Annotated in this window: 12 protein-coding genes, 2 rRNA genes and 1 pseudogene; 13 read left to right on the forward strand and 2 right to left on the reverse strand. The window is 43.2% G+C overall.

Translation table 11 applies throughout. From position 1 onward, the window contains the following. Positions 1-252 precede the first annotated feature (252 nt). From MKY24_RS12325 to MKY24_RS12370, 10 genes and pseudogenes are all read left to right on the forward strand, one after another. Positions 253-3179 (forward strand): 23S ribosomal RNA (locus MKY24_RS12325). Between the two features lie 145 nt (positions 3180-3324). Then, positions 3325-3441 (forward strand): 5S ribosomal RNA (gene rrf, locus MKY24_RS12330). A gap of 277 nt (positions 3442-3718) precedes the next feature. Continuing rightward, positions 3719-4570, forward strand: coding sequence for an alpha/beta hydrolase (locus MKY24_RS12335; RefSeq protein WP_339202111.1), 852 nt, complete (start codon positions 3719-3721; stop codon positions 4568-4570). Positions 4571-4878: 308 nt separating this feature from the next. Next, positions 4879-6801 carry a BglG family transcription antiterminator gene (locus tag MKY24_RS12340; RefSeq protein ID WP_339202114.1) on the forward strand — a complete coding sequence of 641 codons (1923 nt, stop codon included), beginning with the start codon at positions 4879-4881 and terminating at the stop codon, positions 6799-6801. 133 nt (positions 6802-6934) lie between these two features. Continuing rightward, positions 6935-7252, forward strand: a complete 318-nt coding sequence (locus MKY24_RS12345) for a PTS sugar transporter subunit IIB (protein ID WP_023988560.1) — start codon at positions 6935-6937, stop codon at positions 7250-7252. Between the two features lie 58 nt (positions 7253-7310). Further along, entirely contained in the window at positions 7311-7625 is a 315-nt protein-coding gene (locus tag MKY24_RS12350) for a PTS lactose/cellobiose transporter subunit IIA (protein WP_023988561.1), read from the forward strand. A 69-nt stretch (positions 7626-7694) separates the two neighbouring features. Next, positions 7695-8987 carry a PTS cellobiose transporter subunit IIC gene (gene celB, locus MKY24_RS12355; protein WP_339202117.1) on the forward strand — a complete coding sequence of 431 codons (1293 nt, stop codon included), beginning with the start codon at positions 7695-7697 and terminating at the stop codon, positions 8985-8987. 104 nt (positions 8988-9091) lie between these two features. Next, positions 9092-10564 (forward strand): 6-phospho-beta-glucosidase, encoded by a 1473-nt coding sequence (gene ascB, locus MKY24_RS12360; protein WP_197032078.1) that lies wholly within the window; start codon positions 9092-9094, stop codon positions 10562-10564. Positions 10565-11081: 517 nt separating this feature from the next. Then, positions 11082-11807: a YjjG family noncanonical pyrimidine nucleotidase gene (locus MKY24_RS12365; protein ID WP_053325417.1), complete on the forward strand. Its 726-nt coding sequence runs from the start codon at positions 11082-11084 to the stop codon at positions 11805-11807. Next, positions 11804-12269 (forward strand): annotated as a pseudogene (locus MKY24_RS12370) (GNAT family N-acetyltransferase). Before MKY24_RS12365 ends, MKY24_RS12370 begins: the two are co-directional and overlap by 4 nt. Positions 12270-12391: 122 nt before the next feature. Here MKY24_RS12370 and MKY24_RS12375 read toward each other — a convergent pair. Both MKY24_RS12375 and MKY24_RS12380 read right to left on the reverse strand, forming a co-directional pair. Next, the gene (locus MKY24_RS12375; RefSeq protein WP_339202121.1) at positions 12392-14668 is read right to left on the reverse strand and encodes an alpha-galactosidase; all 2277 of its coding nucleotides are present in this window, start codon (positions 14666-14668) and stop codon (positions 12392-12394) included. Positions 14669-14750: 82 nt separating this feature from the next. Continuing rightward, positions 14751-15737 (reverse strand): LacI family DNA-binding transcriptional regulator, encoded by a 987-nt coding sequence (locus tag MKY24_RS12380; RefSeq protein WP_339202122.1) that lies wholly within the window; start codon positions 15735-15737, stop codon positions 14751-14753. Between the two features lie 176 nt (positions 15738-15913). Here MKY24_RS12380 and MKY24_RS12385 point away from each other — a divergent pair, with 176 nt between their 5' ends. From MKY24_RS12385 to MKY24_RS12395, 3 genes are all read left to right on the forward strand, one after another. Further along, positions 15914-17722 carry a histidine kinase gene (locus tag MKY24_RS12385; protein ID WP_076265395.1) on the forward strand — a complete coding sequence of 603 codons (1809 nt, stop codon included), beginning with the start codon at positions 15914-15916 and terminating at the stop codon, positions 17720-17722. Between the two features lie 4 nt (positions 17723-17726). Continuing rightward, on the forward strand, positions 17727-18821 hold the full coding sequence (locus tag MKY24_RS12390) for a response regulator (protein WP_339202312.1): 1095 nt from the start codon (positions 17727-17729) through the stop codon (positions 18819-18821). A 197-nt stretch (positions 18822-19018) separates the two neighbouring features. Beyond that, positions 19019-20320 carry an extracellular solute-binding protein gene (locus MKY24_RS12395; RefSeq protein WP_339202126.1) on the forward strand — a complete coding sequence of 434 codons (1302 nt, stop codon included), beginning with the start codon at positions 19019-19021 and terminating at the stop codon, positions 20318-20320. The last annotated feature ends 84 nt before the right edge of the window (positions 20321-20404 follow it).

Here is a 20404-nt window from a genome sequence, read left to right on the forward strand (position 1 = left end):
TTCAAACTCTCAACATACTGCATGAATATCATCTACTCGTTTGAGTTAGACCGATATTCACACAGGCTACAGTTTCGATGAAACTGTATTGCACCTTGAAAACTGGATACCGAAACGAAATTGCGTTTTAGAATATTCCTTTAAGCTGATCTTGTGTAAACAAGTGAAATAAAGGTAGCTGCCTTGAATTTCATTCACACGTAAGTGTTGAACCGAAATTCAAAGCGAATCGTATTTACCATGTAAATACTAGGTTAAGCTACAAAGAGCACACGGAGGATGCCTAGGCGCCAGGAGCCGACGAAGGACGTGGCGAACAACGATAAAGCCTCGGGGAGCTGTAAGCAAGCTTTGATCCGGGGATGTCCGAATGGGGAAACCCGGCTGTCTTCATCGACAGTCACTTTCTGCTGAATACATAGGCAGAATAGAGGCAGACCAGGGGAACTGAAACATCTAAGTACCCTGAGGAAGAGAAAACAATAGTGATTCCGTCAGTAGCGGCGAGCGAACGCGGATTAGCCCAAACCAAGGAGCTTGCTCCTTGGGGTTGTGGGACGTCTCACATGGAGTTACAAAGGAACCGGTTAGATGAAGAGGTCTGGAAAGGCCCGCCAGAGAAGGTAAAAGCCCTGTAGTTCAAAACTTGTTCTCTCCGAGACGGATCCCGAGTAGTGCGGGGCACGTGAAACCCCGTATGAATCCGGCAGGACCATCTGCCAAGGCTAAATACTCCCTGGCGACCGATAGTGAAGCAGTACCGTGAGGGAAAGGTGAAAAGCACCCCGGAAGGGGAGTGAAATAGATCCTGAAACCGTGTGCTTACAAGAAGTCAGAGCCCGATCTATGGGTGATGGCGTGCCTTTTGTAGAATGAACCGGCGAGTTACGTTCCCGTGCAAGGTTAAGGTGAAGAGCTGAAGCCGCAGCGAAAGCGAGTCTGAATAGGGCGATCTTTAGTACGTGGACGTAGACCCGAAACCGGGTGATCTACCCCTGTCCAGGGTGAAGGTGCGGTAACACGCACTGGAGGCCCGAACCCACGCATGTTGAAAAATGCGGGGATGAGGTGGGGGTAGCGGAGAAATTCCAATCGAACCCGGAGATAGCTGGTTCTCCCCGAAATAGCTTTAGGGCTAGCCTCGGAAATAGAATCGTGGAGGTAGAGCACTGATTGGGTGCGGGGCCCGCAAGGGTTACCAAGCTCAGTCAAACTCCGAATGCCATAGATTTAGTTCCGGGAGTCAGACAGTGAGTGCTAAGATCCATTGTCGAAAGGGAAACAGCCCAGACCATCAGCTAAGGTCCCCAAGTGTGTGTTAAGTGGGAAAGGATGTGGAGTTGCACAGACAACCAGGATGTTGGCTTAGAAGCAGCCACCATTGAAAGAGTGCGTAATAGCTCACTGGTCGAGTGACTCTGCGCCGAAAATGTAACGGGGCTAAACACACCACCGAAGCTATGGCTTGATGCAATGCATCAGGGGTAGGGGAGCGTTGAATGCGGGTTGAAGGTGTACCGTAAGGAGCGCTGGACTGCATTCAAGTGAGAATGCCGGTATGAGTAACGAAAAGATCTGTGAGAATCAGATCCGCCGAAAGCCTAAGGGTTCCTGAGGAAGGTTCGTCCGCTCAGGGTAAGTCGGGACCTAAGGCGAGGCCGATAGGCGTAGTCGAAGGACAACAGGTCGAAATTCCTGTACCACCGTAATCCGTTATGAGCGATGGGGTGACGCAGTAGGGTAGTGACGCGGACTGATGGATGTCCGTCTAAGCAGTGAGGCTGGTGTGTAGGCAAATCCGCACATCGTAAGGCTGGGCTGTGATGGGGAGCGAAAATTATAGTAGCGAAGGTCATGATCTCAGACTGCCAAGAAAAGCCTCTAGCCAGGAGAAGGTGCCCGTACCGCAAACCGACACAGGTAGGCGAGAAGAGAATTCTAAGGCGCGCGGAAGAACTCTCGTTAAGGAACTCGGCAAAATGACCCCGTAACTTCGGGAGAAGGGGTGCCTCGGTAGGGTGAATAGCCCGAGGGGGCCGCAGTGAAAAGGCCCAAGCGACTGTTTAGCAAAAACACAGGTCTGTGCGAAGCCGCAAGGCGAAGTATACGGGCTGACGCCTGCCCGGTGCTGGAAGGTTAAGGGGAGTGGTAAGCCTTCGGGCGAAGCTATGAACCGAAGCCCCAGTAAACGGCGGCCGTAACTATAACGGTCCTAAGGTAGCGAAATTCCTTGTCAGGTAAATTCTGACCCGCACGAATGGCGTAACGACTTGGGCGCTGTCTCAACGAGAGATCCGGTGAAATTTTAATACCTGTGAAGATGCAGGTTACCCGCGACAAGACGGAAAGACCCCATGGAGCTTTACTGCAGCTTGATATTGAATTTGGGTACGATCTGTACAGGATAGGTGGGAGCCGTAGAACTTTGAGCGCCAGCTTGAAGGGAGGCATCCTTGGGATACCACCCTGATCGTATCTAGGTTCTAACTTGGTACCGTAATCCGGTGCGAGGACAGTGTCAGGTGGGCAGTTTGACTGGGGCGGTCGCCTCCTAAAGAGTAACGGAGGCGCCCCAAGGTTCCCTCAGAATGGTTGGAAATCATTCGAAGAGTGCAAAGGCAGAAGGGAGCTTGACTGCGAGACCTACAAGTCGAGCAGGGACGAAAGTCGGGCTTAGTGATCCGGTGGTACCGCATGGAAGGGCCATCGCTCAACGGATAAAAGCTACCCTGGGGATAACAGGCTTATCTCCCCCAAGAGTCCACATCGACGGGGAGGTTTGGCACCTCGATGTCGGCTCATCGCATCCTGGGGCTGAAGTAGGTCCCAAGGGTTGGGCTGTTCGCCCATTAAAGCGGTACGCGAGCTGGGTTCAGAACGTCGTGAGACAGTTCGGTCCCTATCTGTCGTGGGCGTAGGAAATTTGAGAGGAGCTGTCCTTAGTACGAGAGGACCGGGATGGACGTACCGCTGGTGTACCAGTTGTTCCGCCAGGAGCACCGCTGGGTAGCTATGTACGGAAGGGATAAGCGCTGAAAGCATCTAAGCGTGAAGCCCCCCTCAAGATGAGATTTCCCAATTAGTAAGACCCCTTGAAGACGACGAGGTAGATAGGTTGGGGGTGGAAGTGCAGTAATGCATGGAGCTGACCAATACTAATCGGTCGAGGGCTTATCCTAAGAATAAAACGCAATGAGTTTCGGATCCAGTTTTCAGGGTGTAAGTTTTGTATTGTATAAGCTCAAGTAGCTTATATGAAACAAGCGAACACACAGCATTTGGCGATGCTGATTCCTGTTAAAGAATTTACGATGTAAATTCATGTTTGGTGGCGATAGCGGAGGGGTTCCACACGTACCCATCCCGAACACGACCGTTAAGCCCTCCAGCGCCGATGGTACTTGGACCGCAGGGTCCTGGGAGAGTAGGACGTCGCCAAGCAAATAAAAGTATGACCTCTACATAAAAAACCGCGATTATCGCGGTTTTTTTGTTTCCAAAAAGATGTGCTTGTCAAAAATGAAGTATGAATCCCATAAGTAAAGACAAGTAAGACAAGAGTAAACCAGTTTTGTTTTTGAAAAAAACATGTTAAACTTTTCTCATAAAAATAAATGTACTTTCTGAGGTGAGTTGAAGTGTTGGAACGTTCTATGGAGAATACAAGGGAATTACACAAAGGAAAGGGAGTGATTTAAAAAAGAAAAGGAGATTATAAATGAGCACTTATCAAACAGTTATTAGTGATGGATTTGAGCTGAAATATGCTATAACAGGTAACGGAAGGCCGATATTGGTGATCGGCAGTAGTGTATATTATCCTCGCTTATTTTCAGACCATTTATATAAAAAGTTTCAGTTTATTTTTCTGGATCATAGAGGGTTTGCAAAACCGACTCGAGCTTTAAAACCAGAAGACTATACTTTGGATAAAGTTATTAATGATATAGAAACAGCAAGACAATGCCTTCATCTAAACGAATTTATCATATTAGGACATTCCGGGCATGCCTTTATGGCTTTGGAATATGCTAAACAATACCCGGACTATGTTCAAAAAGTGGTGCTTTTAAATTCAGCACCTACGAACAGCCAGGAAAGACAGCGGCAAAGCGCTTCATTCTTTTATGAAACGGCCAGTCCAGAAAGAAAGGAACGTTTTGAAAAGGACATTGTTTTATTAGAGGAAGATATCAAAAGAGACCCTGATGGAAGATTTATTCACATGTGTATACGAATGGGAGCCCAAAGCTTTTATGATTATGCCTATGATGCGGCTTACACGTGGAATGATGTGTACACGAACATGCCTATCATTGATTATTTATGGGGAGAAGCTTTCGGTAACATGAATTTGATACAATCCCTGGCGGATATCCATAAACCCGTATTTATTGGTTTGGGAAGGTATGATTATTTGGTTGCACCTGTTTCATTATGGGATAGGGTCGATGACACCTACGAGAACGTGAAAAAAGTGATTTTTGAATATAGTGGGCATAACCCGATGTTTGAAGAACCTCATTGTTTTGATCAAACATTAGCAAAATGGATTAATGATGATCACTAAGATTTTAAACGGTCGATTCCTATTTAATAAGGAGTCGACTTTTTTGATGTTAACAAATCAAGATCATGCCTGAGCTTAGGGAAGACATCTAACATACAGTTGACGGAATGAATAATCACGATTTTGTTTATTATACTAAGCTTGGAGCGCAGTAGCATGGATCAGCGAGATTTGATCGACTGTATGCTGAGTTTGATACGTTGTTTGACAGAAAACAAAATTATGATACTGTAAATTTGACACAGCTGCGTCCATCGTTTTGATGGCATAACCTTTAAATAAGTAAGTTTAAAGAAAGAGGGATAAGATTGTTTTCAAAACGGCAAAAAGAAATACTCTTATACTTAATTAGTTCAAATCATCCTGTTACTGCTGCATGGATTTCTAAAGAATTAAATGTTAGTGATCGAACCATACGTAATGATTTGAAGTATATACAAATTAAGTCTGCTCCAATGGGTCTAAATTTAGAATTGATTAGGGGAAAAGGATACGACATAAAAATTACCGATAAAGATTTGTTTAATCAAAATTTCAATGACTTAACTAATGATAAACTCAGTCATTCTACAATTGACTTTTCTGAACAAGATAACCGAGTTATTTATTTGTTGAGCCGTTTCTTGTTAGAAAATAGCTATATAAAATTAGTGACTATTGAAGAAGAAATGTTTGTATCTAAATCTACAATACAAAACGATTTAAAAGAAGTGCGAAAAATACTGGAAAAGTACAACCTGAATTTAGTAAATCGCCCCCACTACGGCTTGTATATAGAGGGTGATGAATTTATGAAACGAACATGTTTATCAAATTATTTATACAAAAGAGAAGAAAACTTCGATCAATCTCATGAGGACTTTCCTTTATTTGATAAAAAGGAATACAAGAAAATTAAAGAAGTAATAATCGAAAAAGTAAACAAATACAAAATTGAAATATCAGATATTTCTTTAGAAAACCTTGCTATTCATTTAATTATTGCTTGTAAGAGAATCGAAGAGGGATTTTTAATTGATAATCCGTCGGTATATTTACAAAAAGACTACCCTTTCGAAGAAATAGTGGCCCATGAAATTGTCAAAGAAATAGAAGACATTACAGGATTGCTATTTCCTGATTCGGAGATCAATTATGTTATTACCCATTTGGTAGGTACTAAATTGCTTCCAAAAGAAAGTTTGTCAGAGTACAGTAAGTTGGATGAAGTCGGATCCATTGTGAGTTGTATTCTGAATAAATTACAGAAAGAATTAAATTGGGATTTCAATCATGACGTTGAATTCATTCAAGCACTCACACTTCACATTAGGCCTGCAATGAACAGACTTAGGTACAAAATGAATATTAGAAACCCCTTATTAAATGAAATTAAAGTAAATTATCCAGCGGCATTTGAAGGAGCTCTTATAGCCAGTAAGTGTATTAATAATTTTTTGAATTTAGAAGTTGGAGAACATGAGGTAGCTTTTATAGCTTTACACATTGGAGTTGCTTTAGAAAGAATGAAAAATAAAAACAACAAGATAAAAAAAGTGATTATTGTATGTGCTTCAGGTGTCGGAAGCGCAAAATTACTGTATTATCGATTAATTAATTCATTTGAAAATAAGTTACAAATTGTAAATACAATCAGTTATTATAAATTAGCAGAAGCCGATTTATCCTCTATAGATTTTATAATCAGTACAGTTCCGATCAAAGAGGATATAGGGATACCCGTCTATGTAGTAAATACCTTTTTAGATGATAAGGATCTAAATCGAATCAGGAACCTCTTATCCTCTTCAGAACAGCAAAGAGAAGCTCATACTTATCTTGATCCATCCCGGGTGTTTGTGAAAAAAGAATTAACAACAAAGGAAAGCGTTATTCATTTTTTAAGTAGTAAGTTGGTTAAACAAGGTCTTGTACCTGATGATTATGTATCTTTAGTATTAGAAAGGGAGGCATTGGCTCCAACAAGTTTTGGTAATCTAGTAGCCATTCCACATCCGACTCTTCCCGTTACGACAGAAACTTTCTGGACCATATGTACGTTAAAACGCCCAATTCGATGGAACGATAAGCAAATGGTACAGTTGATTTGTTTGTTAAACATTAAAGAAGGAAACAATGTCGATTTAGAAAACATGTATAAGAAACTCGGTTCGCTTATAGAAAATAAGGAGATCGTCCAACGAATTCTTGCCAAAGACTCCGTGGAAGAAATCATGCAGTTACTAAACTGAAACAACAAGGAGCCGTTTTTTACACCACAAACGTTTCCTATTGTTTTTGGAAAAAGGTTCGGTTAAAAAGAAAGCGATTTAATTGTAAACTTAAGTTGTTCAGTAAATGAAGGAATTTAAGGGGGAAAAGATTATGAATACAATTATGTTAGTATGTGCAGCAGGAATGAGTACAAGTTTATTAGTAACGAAAATGCAAAAAACAGCTGAGGAAAAAGGCATAAAAGTAGATATTTTTGCCAAATCGGCTTCTGAAATTGAATTTACTTTGAAAGAGAGAAATGTAGACGTCATATTATTAGGGCCTCAGGTGAAATATTTGAAAAAGCAATTAGAAACTAAATTGGCAGATAAAAATATTTTTATTGAAGCTATTAATATGCAACATTACGGTATGATGAACGGTGAAAAAGTGTTAGAAGATGCATTACAGTTAATAAAAAGCAAATAACAAAGGATTTGAATTAAGAATTTGTTACTAAACAATAAAAGATAAGAGGGGAGAAGTTATGGTAAAAGAAGAATACTATACGGTGGCGTTTAACATTATTAGTAACGTAGGTACAGCTAAAAGCTTAGTAATTGAGGCACTTTATGCGGCAAAAGAAGGAGAATTTCAATTAGCAGAAGGAAAGTTAGAAGAGTCAAAGCAATTTTTTAGAGAAGGACATAGAGCGCATTCTTCATTAGTAAAAAGAGAAGCAAATGGAGAGCAACTTGATTTCTCACTGATATTAATGCATGCAGAAGACCAACTCATGAGTGTAGAAACCATTTCACTGCTTGTTACAGAAATGATCGAGCTATATAAGCGTTCAAAATAGAGATTGTTCAAGCCAAATAGAAGTGGCATCGCTACAAGAAATTACATCTTCGGGAGAGGACACGATGTTATGGGTAAAATAACTGAGTTTTTAGAAGAAAAGGTAATGCCAATTGCAGGCAAAATTGCTGGTCAACGGCATTTACAAGTACTTCGCGATGCAATGGTTCTAACAATCCCATTTATTATTATCGGTTCCGTGTTTCTAATCTTAGCAAATCTGCCAATTCCAGCTTATATAAACTTCTTAAAAGCTCATCCAGATATCAAAGCAACCTTACTTTATCCTTACAATGGTACATTTAATCTGGTCGCATTAATTGCTACCTTTGCTGTCGGATATAGGCTAGCTGAGAGTTATAAAGTGGACCCACTTGCTTCAGGGGCTGTAGCATTATGTTCGTATTTTGTTGTCACGCCTAATACAACTTTTACGGTAGATAAAGTGGTCACAACAGCAATGAATGTTAATTACTTTTCGAGTCAAGGCTTATTCGTAGGATTGCTTATTGCAATATTCTCGACAGAAATTTACCGTAGGATCGTTCAAAAGAATATTGTTATCAAAATGCCAGATGGAGTTCCGCCCACTGTTGCAAAATCCTTTACAGCAATTATTCCAGGTTTTATTGTCATCGTGAGTGTATGGGTTATACGTTTACTTGTTGAAAACTTTACTCATTTTGAAAACGTTCACACTATCGTCGCAAAACTTCTACAACAACCTTTAACCAATGTTGGTACAAGCCTAGTTGGTACAATCTTTGTATTCTTATTAATCAATTTGTTATGGGCGATTGGGTTACATGGTTCTACAATTGTAGGTTCTGTCATGTTACCTATCTGGTTACAGTTGACATCAGAGAACGCAGCTGCCTACGCAGCAGGATTACCCGTCGATAATATTGTTACGGCAGAATTTAGATATCTTATCTTTATCGGTGGATCCGGTGCAACACTTGGTCTTGTGCTCGCAATGTTTTTCTTTTCTAAGAGTAAACAATTGAAGCAAATGGGACGACTAGCCATTGGACCCGGACTATTTAATATCAATGAACCGTTAATCTTCGGTATGCCAATCGTATTAAACCCAATCATTTTGATTCCGTTTCTTATAACACCAGTTATTAGCGTGTTGATAACCTATCTATCTATGTATTATGGATGGGTAGCGAGCCCCATTGGTGTGTTGCCTCCTGGGACAATGCCAATACTTATAGGCGGATATCTGATGACTGGTAGTGTCTCGGGGATCGTCTTACAGCTTATTTTGTTTGCTGTATCCTTTGTTATTTACTTCCCGTTCTTTAAGATCATGGACAATCAGAAATATAAAGAAGAACAGAAGGCGCTTGCAAGCTAAGATGAGATCATCAATTAAAGCCTGTTAGAGTTTCTTAATGCATTTCTGTTCATAAAAATAATAGTTTGTTGACATAGGATCTATGTACTAATAGGAGGGTTATCATGTTTCAAATGAAAACAAAATTTCCAGAAGATTTTTTGTGGGGTGGAGCAACGGCTGCAAATCAACTAGAAGGAGCAAGTGATGTTGGCGGCAAGGGACTTTCTCTGGCTGATGTATATACGTTTGATGAAAAGATGCCGAAAGAGCAATGGTCAGATCAGTGGCATTTAATGACTCATAAGCAAATAGAAGAAGCTCAAGATCCTGCAAGTAAAAAATATTATCCCAAAAGACATGGGATAGACTTTTATCATCATTATAAAGAAGATATCGCATTATTTGCAGAAATGGGCTTTAAAGCTTATCGCATGTCAATTGCTTGGACTCGTATTTTTCCGAATGGTGATGAGTTAGTACCCAATGAGGAAGGATTGTCGTTTTATGATCGTGTTTTTGATGAACTGAATAAGTATGGAATAGAGCCTGTTGTTTCCTTATCTCATTATGAAATGCCACTACATCTTTCAACAAAGTATGGTGGCTGGGTGAATCGTAAACTAATAGATTTCTTTGTTCGTTTTGCTTCAACTGTATTTGACAGATATAAAAACAAAGTGAAATATTGGATGACTTTTAATGAAATTAACTGTGTGACCCATCACCCATATGTAAGTCTAGGGGTTATTGAGGAAAATCACCCTAATATTGAACAAGCAAAATTTCAAGGCGCTCATCATCAATTTGTAGCAAGTGCTCTTGCAACCAAAGCATGCAAAGAGAGTAATCCTAAAGCAATGGTAGGATGCATGGTTAGTTATCAGTTACTTGTTCCTTATAGCTGTGATCCAGATGATGTTCAAGCTACAGTAGATAAACAGCGTACCTCATTGTTCTTTACAGATGTTCAGGCAAGAGGCTATTATCCTGCTTACACAGCTAAAATGCTTGCAGAAAAGAATGTAGTACTGGAAACAGAACCCGAAGATGAACAAATTATGAGAGATTATCCGGTTGATTACGTGTCCTTTAGCTACTATATGTCTAGCGCAGTCAGTGCACATCCAGAAAGAATCGAAGGAGCGGTAGGAAATCTACTTACAGGAGGAGTTAAAAATCCTTATTTGCCAACAAGTGATTGGGGATGGCAGGTTGACCCTAAAGGTCTACGAACTGCTTTAAACCAATTGTATGATCTTTATCAAAAACCATTATTTGTTGCTGAAAATGGATATGGCGCTTTAGATGTATTAGAGGAGGGCGATAAAATTGAGGATGATTATCGTATTTCTTATTTAAAAGAACATATTAAACAAGTAAAAGAAGCAATTGCAGATGGTGTAGATGTATTTGGCTACACGAGCTGGGGCTGTATCGATATGATTAGCGCCGGAACTAATCAAATGTCAAAACGCTATGGATATATTTATGTAGATCAGGACGATATGGGCAGAGGTACAAAACGTCGCATAAAGAAAAAATCATTTTATTGGTATAAAAATGTTATTGCTACGAATGGAGAACAATTAGACTAAATTTTTAAAAGGAGAATGGTTACCTATAGGCTTGTCTCATCAGGGGCAGCTTGAGGAAGCATTCTCCTCTTTTTATAAATCGATATGTCAGCGGCTTGGCAAAACGCATGCGCTTCTCACTAGCTCAAATCGTCAATCAGTTCATGTTCGTCACCAATATCCAACTTTAGCGAAATATTGTTATCATAGGTTCCAACGGTAATCTTTTAATTTCAATTAGGACAGCCAGAAAATCAAAAACATATAGAAGATGATAAACAATAAACAAGATTGACAAAATATTAGAAGAAAGATACGATCTCGATTTATCTGATAAAACAAACAAAGTAAATAAACTGTTGGGTAATATTACTTCATCCTGGTTGTCGTGACTTGACGGCTTAACTAGGATCTGTATAATAACCGGGAGATCATGTTACATTGATAGTTTAATTCCCGTTTTTTATGCCCTATCAGAAAACAATTCTAAGACTCATAGAACTGAACAATTTAGTAAAGCAATGATATGGAGGTCGTTATGAAATACGAAATTATTTTATTTGATGTCGATGATACGCTGTTTGATTTTAAAAAGGCAGAGAGTCATGCGCTACATAATACGTTTACCCAATTTGGATTGCCACTAGGGGCCACTGAGTATAAAGCTAGTTATGATGAAATCAACAGTGCGTTGTGGCGAGAAGCAGAGGAAGGACACATTACCTCAGCGCAACTGCGTGTGGAACGGTTTAAGCGATTATTTACTATTCATGATCTAGATTTCAATCCAGACGCCTTTAGTGCAGCATATTTACGTTATTTGGGTGAAGGTGCTTTTTTGATGCACGGAGCGGTTGAATTATGTGATATGCTGTCTGATTGTCGTTTGGCGATCATTACGAATGGAATCAAAGAGGTGCAAACCTCCAGAATTCAGCTTTCACCGCTGCGTGATGTATTTGAGCAGGTAATTATTTCAGAGGAAGTGGGTTGCCAAAAGCCACAAGCTGGTATTTTCGATTATGCATTTACTAAGCTAGCCATTTCAGATAAAAGTAAGGTTCTCATGGTCGGTGATTCTTTGACCTCGGATATTCAAGGAGGGAACCAATACGGAATCGATACCTGCTGGTTCAACCCTGCTGGGAAAACAAACGTGTCTGGCATTCAACCCACTTATGAAATAAAAAGCCTGATGGAGTTATCGAATCGTGTGCTTTCAAAGCGTCTCGTACTGAATCGTACATCGGCTGAAATTAGATGAATAATGTCGAAATCAGAAGGCCAGAAATTAAGGACATCGAAAAGATAAATGAATTGTTTAGAATTGTGATTATAGACACGTTTGCTAAAGAAGGCATTGGTCATATGCTGGAAGACATAGATGAGGAAATTGAGACTAAGAGGGTATATTTGGAACGTGACTTTGAGAGTCACGGTGAACAACGATACTTCTTAATCGCTGTAGATGGGAATCATATAATAGGTTCTATTGAATATGGACCAGTAAGTGAACTAATAAGTAAATCTACCAATGCTACATTTAAAAATTTGTGCGAGGTAGGAACTGTACTTGTTCACCCTGACTACAGATAGTGGATATCGTATTGCGCAGAAAATATGGAAAAAGAAATTTGGAACTCCTGATTATTTATTAAAAGATTATTGGGGAGCAGGCTCTGATCATATGATATGGAGAATCAAAGTCAAGGATGCTATTAAATGATCAATTGCTTGGCAATCTCTTGTGTGTCTTTAATCTACAAGGACCAAAGTTATAAAACAAGGCAGGCCGGAAAATCGGCCTGCCTTGTTTAAATTTTTTTATCGTCACTGGCTGGTCCATGATTAGCAGGAGACAGCTTTAAGGCGGAAGGTAGAGCTGGCGAAATCTCCAGTGAGATCGGAGACCACAAGCCCAATTCTCATTAGGCGGTCACCTCCGAAAATTTCTCCATCAAATGCTACGCGGAAGGGGGAACCGCCATCTTCCACTAAGGTATTACCCGTATGGACTTCAGAGTTGCCCGTCGCCCCGTGTTCGATTATATACTTTTTATTTGGATCAAGTCCTTTTAGAGTTAGTCGCCGGATGGGGCCATTTGGTTCAGCTAGTACACGGAAGTAAGCGGCAAAAGCTTCGGACTGGTCCTCGCTAACGAACATCCAGGCCGTGTCGCCTCGGCCCTCAAATGGACTAAGGAGTCGATACATATCTCCTTGCTGTACAAGGGAACGAATTTCCTTATACTGGGCGATTTGTTTGGCAGCGAGCTCCTTTTCTTCATTTGTAAAGGCAGTTAGGTCAAGTTCGTAGCCAAAATTCCCGCTCATTGCCACGTCGCCGCGTATAGCGAGGGAGGTGATTCGCCCCACCTGGTGATTCGGTACATTCGATACGTGTGCGCCCATGGTACTGGCCGGATACACGATGCTTGTGCCGTACTGGATAGCCAATCTTTCAATGGCATCAGTATCGTCACTGGTCCATGTCTGCGGCATATAGTAGAGCATTCCTGGATCGAATCGTCCACCGCCTCCGGAACAGCTTTCGAACAAGATGTCCGGGAACTGGGAGGTCAGACGTTCCAACAGATCGTAAAGTCCGAGCATATAACGGTGCGCAGTTTCCTTTTGTCGTTCGCTAGGAGCTGTAGCCGAAGCAATCTCCGTCATGTTACGGTTCATGTCCCACTTGACATAAGATATCGGAGCGATCGAGAATACGGAGCTAAGCGTCTCGTACAAGTAGTCGCATACTTCCTTGCGGGAGAGATCGAGCACCAGTTGGGATCGGCCTTCCGTCCGCCGCCGACCTTCCGCATGCAGGCACCAGTCGGGATGGTTGCGGTACAGTTCACTATCAGGTGATACCATTTCCGGCTCAACCCACAAGCCAAACTGTAATCCTTGTTCATTAACCCGTTTGGCCAGGTCGGCAAGGCCGCCAGGCAACTTGCGACGGTCTTCAAACCAGTCCCCAAGCGAATTGTCGTCGTTGTCGCGCTTACCAAACCAACCGTCATCTAGAACAAAGAGCTCAATTCCAAGGGGGCCTGCTTCCTTGGCAATCGCTTCGATTTTATCGGCGTCGAAGTCGAAATACGTGGCTTCCCAATTGTTCACGAGAATAGGACGCTCTTTGTCACGGTAAGTCCCCCGGCAAAGACGTGTGCGATAGAGTCGGTGATAGGTGCGTGACATGCCCCCAAGACCTTCTTCAGAAAAGACCAATATGGCTTCAGGGGTCTGGAATGACTGACCCGGCTCAAGCCGCCAGGAGAAGTCAAAAGGATTGATTCCGACACTTACACGAGTCTGGTTGAACTGCTCTACTTCTGCCTGTGCGACGAAGTTGCTGCTGTAGATTAGACTGAAACCGTACACATCCCCACGATCTTCAGTCGCATCAGGACGAAGCAGTGCCAGAAATGGATTCATTTGGTGACTGCTGGAACCCCTTCGGCTCTCGAGCCGAAGGGAGCCGGGTCCAAGATCGCGGCGTTGGATATGTCTTTCCCGAACCCAGGCTCCAGGTAAGTAGAGAGCTTGGTAGTTGGAATCGGCGAAGTCGACAGAGGCGCTCATGGCGTGTTCAATATTCATGGTAGCGCTTCCCTTTTGTTCAAAAAGAGTAGACCTCGCAATGGCACTGTGATTCGCAAATACAGTATAGAGCAGTGTAGTCTTAAGCCCAGAGTATGGATCTTCAAGGATCAAAAAGAGGGTTGTGGCTTCATCATCCGATTCGGTATAGACGGAAGGAAGTCCCTCGAGCTTTGGTTTACCCGGTTCAATACGGTAACCACTATATTTCAGCTCCGTAGTCCGAGTCCCGTCCGCAAGTGCAACCTGGTAAGCTGGTTGACGAAAGTCGCTTGTTCCATACTGGGGGTATTCCTGTGGAAGCGTGTCCAAAGAAATTGTACGGCTGGAAGAAACGGGAGTGGGAGAGAAGGAGCAACGCTCCCTAAGCTCCAATATACTTGCGAGACTTTGGTCATGATGAAGTTGAGCTCCCCAATAGACATGTGCGGGATATCCTTCTACAAGCTGGATAATATAGCTGCAATCCTTGGACTGCAAATGAAACAAACCAAGCGTCTCGTTAACATGAATGTTCATGATATTCACTCCTTAGGGGGTTATCATTATTGTTTTACGTAAGGATACTGATCAATGACAATAAGACTCTCAAGTACTGATGTTAGCCTTTTTTGCATGAGCTCTCCCGAATGACAAGCTTAGTCCCGATCACGCTGTACGCAGGTGGTTCACGCCCCTCAAACCGTTCAGAGAGCAGTTGCACGGCAGCCTTTCCCATCTGTTCAGGATAGGCACGGACGGTGGTTAGCGGAGGCTGCACGAAGGCTGCCATCTCAATGTCGTCGAAGCCGACAACAGCCATATCCTCTGGTACCTTGACTCCATGTCCATGAAGGGCGCGGAGGGCACCAATAGCGAGCGGATCGCTTGCAGCGAAGCAGGCCGTCGGTCGTTCCTGTTGGGTTAGAAGCTCGTTCATCATGAGATAACCATCCGCGGTACTCCAGGCACCTATACGGACGAATTGAGGATTGTACAACCCCTGTTCCCGCATGAATCGTTCAAAATAATGCGCTCTTCGCTCACCGTCGCTCTTACCGCCGATAAATCCGATTTGTCGGTGGCCAAGCTCAAGTAGATGTCCGAGTGCCTGATCAACAGCTTGCCGGAAATGAAGTCGTACAGAATCATACTCCAGCTGTTCATGGTACTGGTCGACAAGGACAATGGTGTTCTTGTCAGGATGAAGTTTGAATACCTCTTCAGGATCAACGCCGCCCACAACAATCAGACCGTCCGCCTTCTGCAGGGTGCCGATGGATGAGCGGCCTCGCAAGGTCTGGCTCAACGTCAGTCCAAGCTCTTCACAGCGTAGTTCGATTCCACGACGGATCGAGGCGTAATACGGATCGTCTCTTTCCTCCTCAATAGAACACCACAGCAGGAGAGAGACCGTTTTCCCAGCACGTTCCGTATTCTGCTTTAATTGCCTCAGCCGGGTAGGCTTATACCCGAGTTGCTCGGCAACCAAAAAAATTCTGCTTTTGGTGTCTGGGCTTACGGACAGTGACAGATCGTTATTTAAAACCCTTGAAACGGTTGCGGCAGACACACCCGCTTCGCGGGCAATGTCTTTAATGGTTGCCAAAAGAGCTCACACCTTTTTAGTTAATAATTTTACTAAAAATCGACTTTATCCTAACACATCTTTAAAGCACTTTCAAGATGGACGGTTGAATTTTTTAACATTATTTTTGATCTACTACTGTAGAGATTGTTTGTGTTAACATGATGAATATTCTCTTGATGACGGAGGGGTCCTAGTTGAATATTCTGTCACTAGCTCGTAAGTGGTTTGGTCGACTTCGCTTTAAAAGCAAGGTTATAACGGTATTTCTTCCGCTAATTATTGTTTCTCTGCTTACTCTTGGACTGTTGTCCAACCAGCTTTTCAGCCGTTCTTTGATAGACCGAACCACCAGCAACGTGGTCGATGAGTCTCAGCTTATCTTGTCTCGGACCGATTACATATTCAGCAGTGTGGAAACAGCGGCCAATATTATGGTGACGAATATTAACCGGATGTATGATTCATACGGTGCCAAACCTGGTACTGCGATGGAGTCTATTCAGTTTGGAAACTTGATGCAGAGCCGCCTATCCATTGATTTGTCAATCTTTCGTGAGGTGGATGCCGCTGTATTCATTGATAATGAAGGAACAATTTTCGCCTCTTATACCGAAAGCGGGGATGATCGCAAGATCTATAGCATGCTTAAGCGGGTAAGGGAATCCGAAAGTTATGGACAGGCACTCTGGTTTGATATGGAGAAGAGAGATTTCCTAACACCAGATCCGAACTCTCCGGTTTTGACGTTGGGGAAGACGGTCATTAATATAGACACGGGCGAACCCTATGGAACCCTTTTTTTGTTAGTGAAGGAAGAAGGTTTGTCCGATTACTTCCGTTCCAGCGATCCGGATGCGCCCAAATCTTATTATTTTTTAGATAACGGAATGCGCGTGGCGGTGGCAGAAGACAATGAGATGCTGATGAATCCGGTGAATCCACAGCTAGGTGAGGCCATCCAACGTTGTGCGCCTAATGCATCCCAAGGAACGTGCTCATTCGAGTATGAGGGTAACCTGGTAACGGTCACTGATTATAACCGGATGGAGTGGAAGTTGGTCAATATCGTATCTCTTAGCCTGCTTACGGCTGATGTCCGGCAAAATGTTAGATTGTCGCTCTTAATCGGCGTATTGTGCCTTGTTTTTTCCTGGCTGGGCGCTAGCTTTCTATCCAAAATGGTCGTTAGCCCACTCGAACAACTGACTAGGGCCATGCGAAAAGTAGTAACTGGTGACTTGCAAGCGGTTACGACAGTCCGCACAGAGGATGAGATCGGTACGATTGCTGAAGCGTTTAACTTTATGGTAAGACGAGTTCGGGAGCTGCTGGATGAGGTAAGGCAGGAACAGAACCGTAAGCGTGAATATGAGCTCGCACTGATAAGCGCCCAAATTAAACCGCATTTTCTGTACAACACTTTGGATACCATTTATGCACTCAATGAGTTAGATCGTAATGATGAGGCTAGAGATACTACAAAAGCGCTAGCAGATTTTTATCGAATGGTGCTGAACAAGGGACGGGAATTAATTACTTTAGAAAAGGAAGCTCAGATTACTGATGATTACCTGACGATTTTGCAAATCCGTTATCCCGATGTGTTTCGCTATGAAGTGGATATCCCTGCCGAGCTTGCAGGTACACCTATCCCGAAGCTCTCGCTTCAGCCGCTTGTCGAGAATTCGATTTACCATGGTCTTAAGAAGAAAGGAACAAAAGGTTTTATCCGTATTTTTGCCTTTAAACAGGGTGATAAGGTGATCGTTCGGGTGGAGGACAACGGTGTGGGGATGGATGAATTCCAAGTTCAGACAATTATGTCCAGACATTTACCGAAAGAAGGAATACGATCAATCGGTACCTACAGTGTTCAGCAACGACTGAGTCTGTATTTTGGCGAGGAGTATGGGATATCCGTTCAAAGTATTCTCGCGGAGGGAACAACTGTTGACCTGTCGTTGCCGATGCTGCCAAAGGGGAGTGAACACCAAGATGTATAAAGTGATGATTGTCGATGATGAGCCGCTGTTCCGAGACTTTCTGCGTATAAAGATAGATTGGGAAAGTCATGGCTTTCGGGTTTGCTGCGAAGCAAGGAACGGACAGGAAGCACTTCAAGAAGCCGAGCGGCATCAGCCGCATCTCGCCCTCGTAGATATCAATATGCCCTTCATTGATGGAATTGAATTAGCCGAGAGGTTGAAAGTCAAGTTCGAACGCATCGTTATTGTATTCATATCTGGACATAACGAATTTGAATACCTACAGAAGGCGGTTCGAACCGGAGTGCAGGATTATTTGTTGAAGCCGTTCAATGCAGAAGAAATGCTCTCGATGTTGGAACGTATTAAGCCGAAACTACCGGTGTTTCTGCAGGAGAGCGAAAGTACCGAGTGGGGTAAGCATGGTAGCGAAGCGTTGCACGGCAGAGCAAGTATGCCTGATTTGGGCCATCTGCGTGATGCAGTCGTGCTAGACCTTCGATTGAAAGACAGTGAAACGTTAGAGGAAGTCCGTAAGGCAATCCAGCAGCTTAGTATATATAAGTGGGGGGATGAATACGCGGACGCGATGCTTATGGGAATCGTATCTCTAGCACTTTCCTTTGCAAGTGAACGCGGCATTCCTTATGATCGGCTATGGGATGAAGGTTTGAACAAGTCTCCTTATGACCGGCTTCGGGAGTTAGATTCCTGGGAGGCTGCTGAAGGATGGATGCTCGCTTTGTACCGCAGGCTGATCCAATTGATGGAGAATATGCACTCTACGAAGGCTTCCAATCTTTTTGCTGCGGCGATCACCTATATCGAGGAGCATTATGCAGACACAGAGTTGTCTGCTGAGCAGGTTTCGTGCGGGGTTTTCGTCGATGCCAGCTATCTGCGGCGCGTCTTCCGTAAGGAGTCCGGCTTCTCCATAGTGGATCATATTACACACATTCGGATGAAGAAGGCTAAGGAGCTCTTACTGAACAGAAATCGGAAGTTGGCGGAAATCGCTGAAAGTGTTGGATACAGTGACCCCAATTATTTCAGCAAATGCTTCAAGAAACGCTTTGGCATGACACCGACTGAATATGAGCAACTCCAAAAAAGGTAGCTCTTGACCTGCGAGGCAGAACAACATCGATTTAAGCCTGGCGGTTTTCCTATACGGAAAACCGCTGCTCTATTTGTCCCGTTTTTTACTGATTATGCCCGTTTTATTCCTTAATCAAGAAAAGAAGCGGGAGTATACTGTAGTCATGCAAATGAAAGCGCAAACATAAAACACACTGCATGAGGGGGATTAAACAAATGAAAAAAACTTACAGAAGTTGGGGTGCAGCTTTGCTAGTGCTCACCATGTCTATTGGATTGGTCGCTTGTGGCGGAGATAAATCAGCTTCCTCCCAGGGCGGGACGGGAGACACAACGATCAAATTGAAGGTATATGCGCAGCATTTTGACGCCGATACCACCAAGCCGTTCGATTATGCGGTGGAAGAACTCAAAAAGGACATGCCAAACGTTGAGATTGAACTGGATCCTGCCGTTCAGGACGGGTACCAGAAGCTGAAGACTTATGCAGCGACAGGAAACATGCCGGATATTTATTTCACGGATTGGCCAACTCTGCAAACTTTAGCAAAATCCAAAAATGTCGAGGTGCTGGACAACTATGAGACAACGGCTAAATTCAAGGAGAATCTTAATCCGGGTGTTGAATCTCGTTTAGTAGCTCCAGATAATCATGTGTATGCTTATCCGGATACAGGCATTGAATTCCAGCTTATCTATTACAACAAGTCGATTTTTGAGAAGGCGGGGATCGAAACGCCGATTAAGACGATTGATCAGATGGGCGAAGCAGCTAAAAAGTTGAAAGCTGCAGGTTATGTGCCCATGTCGATCTTTGCCAAGGAAAAGTGGATTACGACTGCTTTTTATAATGGGCTGGTCACAAGAGAGCAGCCGCAAGGATTCGGAGCACTTGATCAGAAAGGTGTAAAAGCATTGCCAGAAGCGTTTGTAACGGCAGCACAGCAGATGAAGCAATTGCAGCAAGCCGGATTGTTCGACGCAAATGCCACGAACACCAATTATGATCAGGCATCGTCCCTGTTCTATCAGGGAAAGGCTGCCATGTTTGTGAACGGACAATGGGAAATTTACAGTTCACAGGAAAAGCTGGGCGACCAGGTCGACTGGATGTACTGGCCAGCAAAGGATGAAGCAACCTACGAGAAGTCCAAATATTTTATCGACGGTGCAGGCTCGCCACAGGGTTACGCAGTATCGTCGAGTAGCGAGAACAAGGAAACTGCCGTAAAGGTAGCAGCATTCCTTGCGACAAAGTCAGCCGAGTACAAATATACCCAACTCGGAAGTCCTATCGTTTCGCCGAAAGTGGATAAGCAAATCGCCTCCAATGTTCCAGCAATGATGCAGCGAGTCGCCAAAGAGTTGCTGCCAAACGCCAAGGAATATGCTCAGCTTCTGAGCAATACCAAAATTCAGAACACAATCAATGACAATACCCAGAATCTGATGGTGGACAACTTTTTGGTAGAGGGTTTTGTGAACAATCTGAACAGTACATTGGAGAAAGAAAACTGAGGAGAAAGAAAACTGATAATCCAGGGACAAGCAACCTCTGGCGACATAAGTCGCTGGGGGGGGAGCCGTCCCGAAAATAAGGGG

The organism is Paenibacillus sp. FSL P2-0322 (assembly GCF_037975315.1).
Classification (GTDB): Bacteria; Bacillota; Bacilli; order Paenibacillales; family Paenibacillaceae; genus Paenibacillus; species Paenibacillus polymyxa_B.

Bases quoted from the DNA above. Each gene is read 5' to 3' on its own strand.
- MKY24_RS12390 (WP_339202312.1), top strand. From the start codon at position 17,727: ATGATTGTCGATGATGAGCCGCTGTTCCGAGACTTTCTGCGTATAAAG.
- MKY24_RS12350 (WP_023988561.1), top strand. From the start codon at position 7,311: ATGGTAAAAGAAGAATACTATACGGTGGCGTTTAACATTATTAGTAAC.
- MKY24_RS12395 (WP_339202126.1), top strand. From the start codon at position 19,019: ATGAAAAAAACTTACAGAAGTTGGGGTGCAGCTTTGCTAGTGCTCACC.
- ascB (WP_197032078.1), top strand. From the start codon at position 9,092: ATGTTTCAAATGAAAACAAAATTTCCAGAAGATTTTTTGTGGGGTGGA.
- celB (WP_339202117.1), top strand. From the start codon at position 7,695: ATGGGTAAAATAACTGAGTTTTTAGAAGAAAAGGTAATGCCAATTGCA.
- MKY24_RS12345 (WP_023988560.1), top strand. From the start codon at position 6,935: ATGAATACAATTATGTTAGTATGTGCAGCAGGAATGAGTACAAGTTTA.
- MKY24_RS12335 (WP_339202111.1), top strand. From the start codon at position 3,719: ATGAGCACTTATCAAACAGTTATTAGTGATGGATTTGAGCTGAAATAT.
- MKY24_RS12375 (WP_339202121.1), bottom strand. From the start codon at position 14,668: ATGAACATTCATGTTAACGAGACGCTTGGTTTGTTTCATTTGCAGTCC.
- MKY24_RS12365 (WP_053325417.1), top strand. From the start codon at position 11,082: ATGAAATACGAAATTATTTTATTTGATGTCGATGATACGCTGTTTGAT.